This is a genomic window from Thermococcus litoralis DSM 5473, from assembly GCF_000246985.2.
GTDB lineage: Archaea > Methanobacteriota_B > Thermococci > Thermococcales > Thermococcaceae > Thermococcus_A > Thermococcus_A litoralis.
In genome coordinates this window covers 1,290,212-1,302,120 of sequence record NC_022084.1, presented here as the reverse complement: position 1 = coordinate 1,302,120, position 11,909 = coordinate 1,290,212, and the positions used below count along the sequence as shown (strand labels likewise).

At 43.9% G+C, this 11,909-nt stretch carries 17 protein-coding genes; 4 read left to right on the top strand and 13 right to left on the bottom strand.

Annotation, left to right across the window (positions count from 1 at the left end):
- Positions 1 to 80: 80 nt before the first annotated feature.
- The 7 genes from OCC_RS07015 to OCC_RS06985 form a co-directional block, all read right to left on the bottom strand.
- On the bottom strand, positions 81 to 584 hold the full coding sequence (locus OCC_RS07015; protein ID WP_004070247.1) for a hypothetical protein: 504 nt from the start codon (positions 582 to 584) through the stop codon (positions 81 to 83).
- Positions 585 to 660: 76 nt separating this feature from the next.
- The gene (locus tag OCC_RS07010) at positions 661 to 1,326 is read right to left on the bottom strand and encodes a hypothetical protein (RefSeq protein WP_004070244.1); all 666 of its coding nucleotides are present in this window, start codon (positions 1,324 to 1,326) and stop codon (positions 661 to 663) included.
- A gap of 53 nt (positions 1,327 to 1,379) precedes the next feature.
- A complete protein-coding gene (locus OCC_RS07005; RefSeq protein WP_004070241.1) occupies positions 1,380 to 1,706 on the bottom strand; it encodes a hypothetical protein in 327 nt (108 codons plus the stop codon).
- Positions 1,707 to 1,713: 7 nt separating this feature from the next.
- Positions 1,714 to 2,355: a hypothetical protein gene (locus OCC_RS07000; RefSeq protein WP_004070239.1), complete on the bottom strand. Its 642-nt coding sequence runs from the start codon at positions 2,353 to 2,355 to the stop codon at positions 1,714 to 1,716.
- An 89-nt stretch (positions 2,356 to 2,444) separates the two neighbouring features.
- On the bottom strand, positions 2,445 to 3,335 hold the full coding sequence (locus OCC_RS06995) for a hypothetical protein (protein WP_004070238.1): 891 nt from the start codon (positions 3,333 to 3,335) through the stop codon (positions 2,445 to 2,447).
- Between the two features lie 149 nt (positions 3,336 to 3,484).
- A complete protein-coding gene (locus tag OCC_RS06990) occupies positions 3,485 to 3,730 on the bottom strand; it encodes a hypothetical protein (RefSeq protein ID WP_004070237.1) in 246 nt (81 codons plus the stop codon).
- An 18-nt stretch (positions 3,731 to 3,748) separates the two neighbouring features.
- Positions 3,749 to 4,486: a hypothetical protein gene (locus OCC_RS06985; RefSeq protein ID WP_048874627.1), complete on the bottom strand. Its 738-nt coding sequence runs from the start codon at positions 4,484 to 4,486 to the stop codon at positions 3,749 to 3,751.
- Positions 4,487 to 4,577: 91 nt separating this feature from the next.
- On the opposite strand from OCC_RS06985, the gene OCC_RS12275 reads away from it, so the two are divergent.
- Positions 4,578 to 5,422 (top strand): IS982-like element ISTli1 family transposase gene (locus OCC_RS12275; RefSeq protein ID WP_076612200.1). Its coding sequence is split into 2 segments (ribosomal slippage): positions 4,578 to 4,976 and positions 4,979 to 5,422, totalling 843 coding nucleotides; the frame shifts between segments, so codons are not numbered across the junction.
- A 208-nt stretch (positions 5,423 to 5,630) separates the two neighbouring features.
- Here the strand turns inward: OCC_RS12275 and OCC_RS06970 are convergent.
- From OCC_RS06970 to hcp, 4 genes are all read right to left on the bottom strand, one after another.
- Positions 5,631 to 6,422, bottom strand: coding sequence for a hypothetical protein (locus OCC_RS06970; RefSeq protein WP_004070233.1), 792 nt, complete (start codon positions 6,420 to 6,422; stop codon positions 5,631 to 5,633).
- Positions 6,423 to 6,457: 35 nt separating this feature from the next.
- On the bottom strand, positions 6,458 to 7,168 hold the full coding sequence (locus OCC_RS06965; RefSeq protein WP_004070232.1) for a YraN family protein: 711 nt from the start codon (positions 7,166 to 7,168) through the stop codon (positions 6,458 to 6,460).
- A 138-nt stretch (positions 7,169 to 7,306) separates the two neighbouring features.
- Complete coding sequence (locus OCC_RS06960) at positions 7,307 to 7,522, bottom strand: hypothetical protein (protein WP_004070231.1); 216 nt, start codon at positions 7,520 to 7,522, stop codon at positions 7,307 to 7,309.
- Positions 7,523 to 7,726: 204 nt separating this feature from the next.
- Positions 7,727 to 9,097, bottom strand: a complete 1,371-nt coding sequence (gene hcp / locus OCC_RS06955; protein WP_004070230.1) for a hydroxylamine reductase — start codon at positions 9,095 to 9,097, stop codon at positions 7,727 to 7,729.
- A 175-nt stretch (positions 9,098 to 9,272) separates the two neighbouring features.
- Between hcp and OCC_RS06950 the strand changes: the two genes are divergently transcribed.
- Both OCC_RS06950 and OCC_RS12595 read left to right on the top strand, forming a co-directional pair.
- Positions 9,273 to 9,659, top strand: coding sequence for a transcriptional regulator (locus tag OCC_RS06950; protein WP_004070229.1), 387 nt, complete (start codon positions 9,273 to 9,275; stop codon positions 9,657 to 9,659).
- A 122-nt stretch (positions 9,660 to 9,781) separates the two neighbouring features.
- Positions 9,782 to 9,922, top strand: coding sequence for a hypothetical protein (locus tag OCC_RS12595; RefSeq protein WP_020953719.1), 141 nt, complete (start codon positions 9,782 to 9,784; stop codon positions 9,920 to 9,922).
- A gap of 16 nt (positions 9,923 to 9,938) precedes the next feature.
- Here OCC_RS12595 and OCC_RS06945 read toward each other — a convergent pair whose 3' ends face one another.
- Together OCC_RS06945 and OCC_RS13000 are read right to left on the bottom strand one after the other, a co-directional pair.
- On the bottom strand, positions 9,939 to 10,859 hold the full coding sequence (locus OCC_RS06945) for a dicarboxylate/amino acid:cation symporter (RefSeq protein ID WP_020953718.1): 921 nt from the start codon (positions 10,857 to 10,859) through the stop codon (positions 9,939 to 9,941).
- A complete protein-coding gene (locus tag OCC_RS13000; RefSeq protein ID WP_020953717.1) occupies positions 10,835 to 11,245 on the bottom strand; it encodes a cation:dicarboxylate symporter family transporter in 411 nt (136 codons plus the stop codon). The genes OCC_RS06945 and OCC_RS13000 overlap by 25 nt, the downstream gene beginning before the upstream one ends.
- Before the next feature lie 306 nt (positions 11,246 to 11,551).
- Here OCC_RS13000 and OCC_RS06940 point away from each other — a divergent pair, with 306 nt between their 5' ends.
- Positions 11,552 to 11,899, top strand: a complete 348-nt coding sequence (locus OCC_RS06940; protein WP_004070227.1) for a thioredoxin family protein — start codon at positions 11,552 to 11,554, stop codon at positions 11,897 to 11,899.
- Positions 11,900 to 11,909 lie beyond the last annotated feature (10 nt).

Here is an 11,909-nt window from a genome sequence, read left to right as displayed (position 1 = left end):
GTAGGCCGTTATTATCCTGTACGGTTCTTTTTCGAGATTATATTTAAACCCGCTCCTTCTCCCCAGACGCTGGAGAGCACTCAGAGGGTCAAATGAAATTTCTTTTTCACGAGCTCTTTAACCCTCTCAAGCCCAGTCACGTAAGCCTCATCCTTCGTTCCCTTCAGGTACTCATCAAGGAATTCAAGGGCAGCTTTAACGTATTCTCTGACTTCGACTCTCTCCCTGCCAACCAATTGCTGGTTCTCGAAGGCCTCGATGAGCAGGTAGTTACCCTCCTTCCTGAACACCACTGGGGAGACGGGCTCGTAGGTGCCAAAACTTACCCTAAGTTCCTCGTCCCTGCAGTTCCCCTTTATCACCCTTATCTCGTCCTCCCCAAACTTTTCAAGCACGTAAGGGATTCCATCACACGATGCAACCGCGAGGGTTACTGTGGCAAGAATTCCGGAGATTGCCTGCAGGATGTAGCAGGCAGCCCACACAATCCGCTTTCCATTCACCTCTATAGTGATCCAAGCCCCAAATCCTCCTGATTCCTCCAACTCTTCAAGAGGGGAATCAACTGAAAATCTAACTGGCATTGAGGGCATCCCCGGGCTTTTCTACTTTTCTCAACAAATTCAAGGCGAATTTTGGACCCATACATTATTCTCCCCGTTAATAATTTCCAATTCCCAGCAAATTCTTCAATCTTTTAGTTAGTTCCCTGTACCCGTCGATCATCTCTCTGTACTTTCTAATCCCATTCCCATCAAATACGCGAGTGCAGGACTCCAATTCCGTGATAGCCTCCTCTGCGACATTCATTACTCTCCTCAAGAACTCACTGGTTGATACCCTGCAGACCTTTCTGTAGTCCACGTTCACGAGATACATGTATTCGCCCTTCCTGAACCCGTATACGATTAAAATGGGATCGTAGCTTCCGAGGAAGGACCTTAAAAATGGACTGGACGTTAGTTCGTTAAACTCCTCCCCCAATAGTCCTCTCAGGACCCTAACTTCCTCATCAAGCCAGTCCGGGAGTTCTGCGAGCCTCTTGAAGCTCCATCCATATGACTTCACGTCTTCTGGCACTTCGCCTGTTACGGCATAAAATGCAAATCTAAAAAGCTCATAAAGAAATTCGTTGAGGTGGACAGTCGCGTTAAACACTTCCTCTACTCTGCAACTGATGCTGACATCGTACTCGCTGAGAACTGTCTCTATTATCGATTCGTCTGAATAGCCGTGTTCTTTTCCTTCCGTTACTGCTCTTCTCGCCCTTTTTTCCAAGGGGCCAAAAGGTTCTTCAAGTTTAAACGTGATTTTGAAATTCACCATTTGTATCACCCCAATGCTATGTAGTTAAAAAATTAAAAGGTGGTCCCTTGTACTCAGTCCCAATCCACAGGGTGTGCTGTCACTATCTTGTATGAGCCATTGGATATTTTCCTTATGACAACTCTCAGCCGGTTCTTGGCCCCTATCCCGGGATAATACTTTTCAAGGACTACTTCCTTCGGTGGATTACTTCTGCGACAGTTTATCTCACCTGTTTTAATAGTCTCTTCAAGCATCTGCAGAAGCTGTTTGGCGGTTATCTGTTCAAATTTCGATTTATAATCATACACCCCCTTTTTAATGTGCCTTTCAATTATGTGTGTCGCCCCTTCATCATCAATTATAACCTCTCCTTCCGGGAAGTAGCTAACTTTTTGCATTGACTTTTCACTTTAGGGCGTATCTCGTCATTACCTTTAACCACTGAATCCTGGTGCGTAAGACCCCTAGCAAGGTATGCATTTTCAAGATTTCTTCAACATTGTAGATTCCACTCACGAGATCATTTTTAATGTTGTCCACATATTCATCGGCATTTATATGGATTGTTGTATTATCATCAGATGATTTTATTTCGAGAACGTTTCCTTGCTTGTGGAGGAAATACGTTCTTTTTGGCTCAAATGTCCCAAAGAGCAATTTGAGAGAATCATTGCTAAACATTGATCTCTCTATGTCAACTGTTTTTAACGGATTAACATCCAAGGGAAAAGCCGAGAGACTTTTAATGCCGTTCTCTCCCTTTTTGACATACACTAAGGATAGGGCAACGTCTTCGAGGAAGTGAAGTAAATTCCCAATAGCAGGGGCTATAAGCTCGACATCCTCAATTTTCAGGCCGTATCTAACCTCATACTCAAATCCTCTTAAAACAATGTCTCCCAGGAGCTTGCTAAAATCTTCTTCGTCCCCTTCTTTTACGGACTCGCTATAAGTTTCAACGGCATCTAAAAGTGAGGATAAAACAGCTTTTCTCAGGTAGCTGGTATCTGGAAGAGTATACCAGAGCTTAACTCTCGCCTTTGTCATAACGACACCCCCATGATTTACTGCTCGATACGAAAAATTAAAGAGGTAAAGCCAAGCCTAACCTTAGGGTAATAGAGAAGGACATGAGCTCACTCTCCTGCCCCTTTCTTAAAAAAATCTTCACCTCTTGAGTCTATTTGCCTTTCTGATCTGTACTCAAGTTTCTCAAGTTCGTTACGTGCATCTTGAATTGCTCTCTCAATTGACTTGAGCAGAGATTCCTTTTTAACAACAACTGCCATCTGAGCATAGAGGATGAATATTAGCATTATGCTGCCACTTTCAGATTCTGCCACGTAAATCACCTCAAAGGGATCATACATTGCAAAAGTGAAACGGATAAGTGGTGGAGATGCTCCTTTTGATAACCCCTTAAGTCTGGTGAACTCAAGAAGCATGCCACGGTTTTCGGGTTTGCTGGTATCCATACTAAGAACTTCTCTGATTTTTCCATCGAGGTCATGAATAATTCTCCATGACTCTCTCGGAAGCTTCCCACTTTTTATGAAGTCTCTAAGCTCGATCAATTCGCTAAGGTATTCGTCCAAGTAAACTGTAGAGCTTATTATGTAAAGACTTTCCCCATAGATCTCAAGTTCATACTCATTTCTGCAACTTTTCCTGCTTTCACATGAGGGGGGTGAGATTATCTTAAGGACTAAGCTTTCCAAGTGTACAGGCTCCCTGGATATAACTCTAGAAAGGTTTTCAACTGATTTGTTCACACCTTCAAGAAAATTTTCAATAGTTGTTCTAAGTTTCGTGCCATTCGAAAGTTTTATCTCAATATACGGATCTTTTTTGAATATCCTAACTTCGAAGAGGTCCGTGAAATCAGCCTCGCTGAAGACAAGGGCGTTTATTCGTCTTTTAAACTCATCGAAAGGAACTGGCTCTCTGGTCAAAAAAATTGAACTCTTCTCAGTTATGAGTACTGGAAATCCTCTATCCTGGCTTATAAAATAAAAAGAGATGTGCATCACTCCACCACCCTCAGTATTTCGGTGCTGGAAACGAAGTAACTATCCGGTACATCTCCCATCTCAATCACTACCACCACTTTCTTTCCCAGCTTTGGGGAATATTTAACAAGTACTATTCTCTGTTTCCACTGACAATGTCTCCGCATTCAATTTTGTCTGGGTTTTCTATAACCTTGCCCATTTCGTTTAAAAGATCCACGGTGGAAATGTGAGTGAACTGATCTTTTCCAGGCTTTTTTCATGAGGTGGTTGAAAATAATATGTTTTGCCCCTTTTGCATCAATGATAACATCTCCTTCTTCGAATACTCCACAATCAAGGTTTGCCCCATTGAAGTGTGCCCTGAAACCCCTGTACCCCCTCGTCAAAATCCTCTGCAAGCTTTTTAGCATCGTTGGCATCCCAGCCGTTTAAGTACGCTTGCCTCTTACCAGACTAAGACTAAACTTTCTGAAAGTGTTAAGAACTTCAATGTATTCCGCCAATGGCTCTTTCCACGCTCCCGGAGGTAGCAGTTCACCTAGTTCAACTAGACTCTTTAAAGTCTCTTCTCCCATTTTCAGGAAAGCTCTCGACAATGAGCCAGCATCACCCTCTATCACTACCCTTTTGGGGTTAAGGATGTTGCCTTTATCCGCAAAGTAAAGTTCCGAGCATATAAACACTTTTTCTCCTTTGAGTTTAAACACCACCGGGCTCAAAATCTTTCCGAATGTAACGTCAAAAACGTATCCTTTAACATCTGGACACTCTAACAAGTATTCTCGTCTTAGTTCTTCTATAGGAACCTCTCTTAGCCGTGGATCTGGAATTCTTCTGATTTCAGGAGGATAAACGTATTTTTGTAAAAATTCAACAAACCAGGTCTTTGTAGCAATCTCTTGGTTAAATTTCTCTAAAGCTCCCCGGAGATAGATGCTCACGAGGAATGCATCTTGGGGAACACTGGTAAAGTATATCGCTTCACCGGAATCATCTGCAAGCACTTCTTCTCCCAATATTTTTAATAAGTACCTCCCTGCGGGCAAACGAAACAACTTCAATATTGTTGAAAGCTGCATGGGAGTTTTACCTTGAGTTGTTATTTCCTCAGTTTCCAGATTTTTTCTCAAATACTCAACATCAAAGTACCAAGTTATCAAGTTCATCACCCCTGATAAACTAAAGAAAAATTAAAATTAAACCCTAGTTCCCATCAGATCGTTGGAGTTATAAGCACTTAAGTTTTTTGGTTGATTGGTGGTTGTATTGAGCTTTCAGAGGAAAATCCTGATCATAAAATCCGAAATCTACCCGATAGTCAGCAAACACTACCCAAAAAACACTCACAGGGAAATAATCAGCCTCTACGACCTGATAACCTTCGCAATACTAGCACACTTGCACTTTAACGGAGTTTACAAGCACGCTTACAGAGTCCTAATCGAAGAAATGAAGCTAACAGAACGCTTGAACAGGCACGAAAAACTCCTACTCCTAGCACAGGAAGAATTATTCAAAAAACACGCCAGAGAATACGTTAGAATACTGGACTCAAAGCCCATTCAGACCAAGGAGTTGGCCAGAAAAAACAGGAAGGATAAGGAGGGTTCTTTAGAAGTCATCTCTGAAAAGCCTGCAGTTGAGTTTTTTCCCTCTAAAAAAAGTTTTACTATGGGTACAAGCTGACCTGTTACTCTGATGGAAATTTGCTGGCTTTACTGTCTGTTGATCCGGCGAATAAGCATGATGTGAGTGTTGTCAGGGAAAAGTTCTGGGTGATTGTTGAGGAGTTTTCTGGCTGTTTTCTGTTTTTGGATAAGGGGTATGTTAGCAGGGGGCTCGAGGAGGAATTTCTGAGGTTTGGCGTTGTTTACACGCCAGTAAAGCGGGGGAATCAGATTAGTAATCTGGAAGAGAAGAAGTTTTACAAGTACGTGTCTGACTTTCGCAGGAGGGTTGAGACTTTGTTTTTTAGGTTTTCTGAGTTTCTTCTGAGGCTGAGCAGGAGTGTTAGTTTGAGGGGGTTAACTGTCAGGATTTTAGGGGCGATTCTGGCCGTGAATCTGGACAGATTGTACAACTTCACAGGTGGTGGGAACTAGGGTCACGAGAGTAGTACACAATTAGTTTTCTTACACGCATCATGTTGTCGTATTCCGCCTCTTTCAACAATTGTTCGTCAGATATTCGCTACTTCCTCTCTTGCACTCAATGTAAAACTATTTCATCATTTTCTGGTAATTATATCAACATCACCCAAGTCGCCATAAAGCTTAAAGCCATGTCGTACTTCTTCTTAAACCTAAATGATCAACGCTCATCCTCATCCACCTGTGCTTTAAAATACTCTTCAGCCCTTTTGACGAGGAACTCGTCCTTAACTCTTTTCCCAATTCTCCCGAAGATCAACGTGGTTATGTCCCGGCTGAACCAAGTCTTATCCTCAAGGAGTTCCCGGTAAGAGTCTTCATAAGTCAAATCACTCCTCCATATCGAGACGAGGATTTTATGCCCGTTCAGGCTTTTTATGAGAACGTACTCCTTTTCTTCCATCCAAGGTATTTCAGCAAGTTCGTAGAGGCCGTCCTCGATGGGGAGCAAGTTGTCCTTCACGATGGTAACTCCAGAAGGAAGGATTTCAAGCTTTCCATGCTTTAGGGCTTTCTCCAGCCACTCATAGACGAGGAACTGGTCCCACTCTCCAAAAATATCCTCAAACCTTTCACTCCCGTACACGTAACCTATAATTAGCACTGCTCCGGCGTTCGTTAACTTCTCAAAAAACCTCAATAGCTCCTTGCTTGAGACATGCCAAAATTTACTTGTACAGGTTCCAAAGTCAACTATTGTTATTTCACTCTTTGAGAACACTTCAATCCAGAAGCCAACGCCTGCATACCACTCAGGTTTAGTAGTCTTCAGGATTATATCCTTAGTCCTCCCTTTGAACACTAATTTAAATCCTTTTGTGTCATAATGTTCATACCACTCGTCCGGACCATGCCCCGTGTCTTTAACGAGCCCAAACTGCCTATCTAATTCATCAACAATCTCCTTCCAAGGCCTTTCAAACACCGCAACTATATCATAACAGTCCCCCATGGCGTCACCCCCCTTCAATGTTAAATAAAAGAAAGTCAGTTGAATTCCGAACTCAACTGGACTAACTCTATATCCACCCCATACTTAGACTTTGCTTCTCGTATAGCACTCATTACTCTTGGATTGTAAGCATCCCTCGAGTAGTACACGTAGATTTTCCTGATGTTCTTGCTCTTAGCATACTCAGCCTGAGCTAATATCTGGCTAGGCTTTACTCCTCCAAAGCTTCTCTTGCACTCTATCAACACAGTCTCCAACCCTTTCTTGGCAATGATGTCAATTTCAGTATTTCCAAGAGACGTTACTACGTCCTTCTCAACTTCCTCCACCTTCCACCCACTTCTCTTGAGGTGGTTCACGACCTCTGCCTCGTAAAGCGGCCCAAGAGTTCTTGCCCTCTCATTTCCGAGATCAGCGTTGATCCTCCTGATTAAATCGTCTCCTCCTCTGACGCTCTTCACGTCTTCGAGCACTTTCTCCAGTTTCCTAACGTCCCAGCCTTTGTCAACGATGAATCTTCTGGCGTTACCGTTAGTTATACCCAATTCGTATATTCTCTTTAGGGTTTTTGCCACCTCATCGAAGTCATAGCCCTTCTTTAATCCTCCGCTCTTGACAACGTATTTTTCAACAATCTTCCCTATGTAGTCTTTTCCAAGCTTGTTACTTACCCATTCAGCGAGATCCTTGGAAGCGTACGTGATTTCCTTAACGACTTTGCTGTCCTCGAAGAGACCGATCAGCACCTTATTGCGGCTAATGACCTTAATTCCGAGTTTTGCCCCCTTGATTCCCAGTTTCTCTGCGATTTTAGCGGGGTCAATGAGTATTGTGACTGCATCGTAGACTGCTGCAACTTCTGGAGAAACGTAATGCTCAAGGAACTAGCTCGCTGCGGCATCAAGTAATATAAGACCAATAATCCCCCAGAACTGCGGCTGAACTTCGTTTCCAGGCTTCTTCTCAAGAGTTAACTCTGACGGAACCGTTACGGTGCCGTTCACCGTTCCGTTAACAAAGCTTGCCGTAGCGCTCGCACCGCTGAACGTTACTCCTAAAATCAAAAACCCGAATAGGAAGGCGAGGGTTTTCTTCCACACTTACTACACCTCCAGATACGTGCACTGGATAATTAATCCCGAACTCTAAAAAATTTACTATTTAAAGTTTAACAAAATTATTGCGATAGAATTTAAATCAAACTTTCAAAGTTCAGGAAAATACAACTCCGACAAATAGAGCGCCTGAGAGACTAAATCCTTTTCAGGCTTTCAAGAAAATACAAAGCAAAAAGTGAAGAGAGCTCACTCCAGCTCCTCCGCGACCGGGGCACTCTCGTCAACGCTTACGCCCCTGTTTAGCATGTCTCTAAGATCCCTCTCTGGATCACTAATGAGCCTCAGGTCGAACTGCCTTCTCAGGGCTTCGAAGACGTTTGGAGTGAGGAACTCTGGCGGCTTGGGGCCGAGGTATATGCCCTTTACCCCGAGGTAGAGGAGCGAGTAGAGTATCGCAACAGCCTTCTGCTCCATCCAGCTCAAAACGATGCTCACCGGGAGAGAATTTACATCGGTTCCAAGCTCGTTAGCTAAGGCTATTGCTATCTCAATTATGGAGTACACGTTGTTACACTGACCGAAGTCAAGGAAGCGCGGAATTCCCTCGATGGTGCCGTAGTCCCTTGCGTTGTAGCGGAACTTTCCGCAGGCAGCGGAGAGTATTATAGCATCTTTTGGAATCAGCTCGGTAAGCCTCTCGTAGTAGCCCATGCCCTTGTGCGGCGTATCACACCCGCCGACAACGAATATGTGCCTTATCTTGCCCTCGTTGATGAGCTCTATCAGCTTGTCCTTCATGGCCAAGACGTTCGTGTGATGGAATCCCGTCAGGAGCTTCCCGCCGTCGTAGGCCTTCATCCTCGGAGTCTCAAGGGCCCTCTCTATCACGGGCTCAAAGTTGTAGTCCTCTATGTGGGGCACTCCTTCAAGGCCCGCTATTCCTGTTGTGAAAATCCTGTCCTGATAGGCCTTGGTCGGCTGCTGGACACAATTGCTAGTACCCACTATAACCCCTGGGAACTCGGCGAATTCCTTCTTTTGATAGAGCCAAGACCCTCCCCAGTTGCCGTAGAGGGCCTTGAACTTTTTGAGTTCAGGATAGGCATGAGCGGGGAACATCTCGGCGTGGGTGTAAACCTTTATTTCATCCTCAAGGCCCCTCTCCTCTATCTGCTTCAGGAGCTCGTAGAGGGCCTTGTAGCTGTGGCCTGTCACGAGTATACCGTGTCCTTCGGCCGTTCCAGTTGGTACTTCAACGGGTTCAGGCCTTCCAAAGGTCTCGACGTAGGCCTTGTCGAGGAGCTTCATCGCCTCAAGATGGACCCTTCCGTTCTCAAGGATGAGCTGGAGGAAGCGGTTCTTGTCGAAATTGACGTTGGTAAGCGTTGAGTAGAGGGCCTTGCTCAGAAAGTGGCCGATCTCTGGATCGTCGTAGCCCACTTCAAGGGAGTGGTAGTAGTAGGCCGAGGTGCCCTTAATTCCATAGAGGAGAGCCTCCTGCAGTGAGTTAAGGTCTGGATCCTTGCCGCAGACTCCCCTAATCGTGCATCCTCCAGCCAGGCTCATAGAGCACTGGTTGCAGAGCATATCAAACGCCTCGGGAACACGTATGGCCATGTCTATCAACCTCCCATTTTTATGACACTTGTCATATCTCGGATTACTATTGAAATTCTCTCCATAAAAGCTTTGTGGTTTCTTAACCTCAAAGGGATTTATGACTTATGTCATGACAAAAAGTTGGAGAAGTTGACAGAAAGGTTTATATATTCCGCTCGTCATAAAAGCTATCATGAAGACCAACGCCTTTGAAGCCGTTGCAAAATACGTCTATCCCTCTCTCCGTAGAAGGTTAGTAGAGATTTTAAGAGAGAAAGGACTTAGCCAAATTCAGATAGCCGGACTTTTATACATAACTCAATCAGCCGTCTCCAGATACCTGCGAATGAATAGGGGTGCTCTCATAGAGGTAGAGAAATTCCCGGACATTGATGAGAAGTTGAAAAGACTCGCAGAGATTATAATGAAGGAGAAGCCCGACGAATACTATATCCACGGAGAGCTCGTGAAGATCGCGGTTGAGATGCTTGGAAAGGGCTACGTCTGCTCCTTCCACTCCAAGGTTGATCCCGGGATAGACCCAAAGCTCTGCAGGATATGTATAGAGACATTTGGATGAGCTTCACTGCAGAGCTATCAGGAGTGCAAAAGCCATTATCAGCAGCATCTCGTAAGTTTCTATTAAAGCCACAGAGTGCCATTCAATAAGAGTTCCAATAAGAGAGATTTTAGGAGAAGTTCTTGCATATTGTGAGATCCACTTCAAGGGACAGTGGTAAGTGCAAACTGCTTAGGAGTACCGGAGGAAAGAAATTAGACGAGTATTGCATCTACGGAGAACTTGTCAAAATTGCTGTTAAGATGCTGGGAATTACAGAGTAATAAAAGAGAAAAAAGCTCAGGATTGCTCAATCATGTCTTCTTTTCTGGCAACAATATAAGTACAGCAGAGGTCTCCGGTAACGTTGTTCATTGTCTCAAACATATCTATGAGTGGGTTGACTCCCAAAGCGAGGGCAACTATTATTGCTATCTGGCTTGGCTCAAGGCCAAGGGTTCCAAGCACTATGAAGAGGAGCATTAGGCTTCCTCCAGGGACTCCTCCCGCACCTATTGCCGACAGCACGGTGGTTATTATAACTATGGCCAAAGAGCTAACTGTGAGGTCAATGCCAAAGACATCTGCTGCAAAGACGGCCCACATCGGGAGGTGTATACATACTCCATTCATGTTGATTGTTGCACCAACTGGGAGAGAGAACTCCGCAAGCTCCCTCTTTATCTTGAAAGACTCTATTGCGGTTTTAATTGTGACTGGAAGTGTGGCTGCACTGCTTCTGGTGAAAAATGATGTTATCATAACTTCTTTAGCCCTCTTAAAGAACTCTATTGGGTTCTCTTTGAGAACGACTGAAAGCAGGATGGAGTATACAACAAATATCATTATAGCAATTCCTGAAATAACTCCCAAAACGGCCTTTAGGTAAGGCCCAATTATTGAGGGGCCGTAAAGTCCAAAATTGACAACTGCTAATGAGAACACGCCGATTGGGAAGTACTCAAGAATCCAGGAAACTATCTTGAACATCACCGAGTTTGCGCCGGAGGCGAAGTCAAGTGCCATTTGAATCTGTCTTCTTTCGGTTTCATTTTGGGTGTGGTCAAGAAGAACTCTTGCCGCGAGACCAAACAGAAGGGCAAAGACTATTATCGGGAGGAATTCGCCGTTTGCCAATGCCTCAAAGGGATTTGTGAACATCTTAAGAATTAAATCCGTCAGCCCTGAAGGGGGAGTTATTGAGGGGCCTCCTTCTCCCATAGAACTCCCAAGTTTTCAACGTCAACTGCTACACCTTGACCGGGGTGCACAAACATTGCGATACCGACACCTATCATTGCAGCTATAAATGATGTGAGCATGTACCATAGGAGAACTTTTGCACCAACCCTTCCCAGCTTTTTTGGCGATAATCCCGAAGATCCGACTATGAGAGAGAAGAACACTATTGGTATAACGACCATTTTGAGCATTCTTACGAGCACTGCACCAAAAGGTGAGATGTATGTTGCTACCCTTTCGCCGAGATTGCTTCCGTTTGCCATGTCGTAGTACCACAGACTCAGCCCAAATGCGACACCCAATAAAAATGCAACACCAACTCTATATGGCAGAGGTATACTAGTGTACTTTTTTATTATACCCATTAAGTTCACCTCCGGATTTGGACTTATGAACTTTTTTACACCTAATTGTTATATAGTAAGGTATATATAACCTTTTGTGTCAGTTAAATTTCATCGATACATCAATGTGTTTTATTGATCGAAAATGGACTTTAATGGAAGGTGTATTTCAAAAGATATCTATAATGCCCATTAGTTATGATAATTACCCAAATCCACTTACTCCTCAGAATCACATTATATAGAAAATGGTGCAATGACTGTTGAAAACTTCTTCATAAATTCATTTTTAAATTCCTTCACTTGAATTTTCCTTGGGGTGAGAGCATGGACGAGCTGGAGATGATTAGAAGAAAAAAGATGCTCGAGCTCATGAAGAAAGCAGGGATAATTGAGGTCAAGCCTAAGAAGCCAAAAGTTATCATTGAGGTCATAACTTCTCCCACTTGTCCTTACTGTCCGATAGCATGGGCAATGGCGCAAGAAATAGCGAGGAAATATGATGGTGTTATAGCGAAAGAGGTGAGCGTCGCGACCCCAGAAGGGCAGAGAAAGGCTATGGAGCACAACATAATGGGAACACCAACGATTTTAATAAACAACCGTGTTGAATTTATAGGCGTGCCGAACTTTGCTGAATTTGAGAGAAGGGTTAGGCAATATCTTTCCACATAAACTTTAAAAA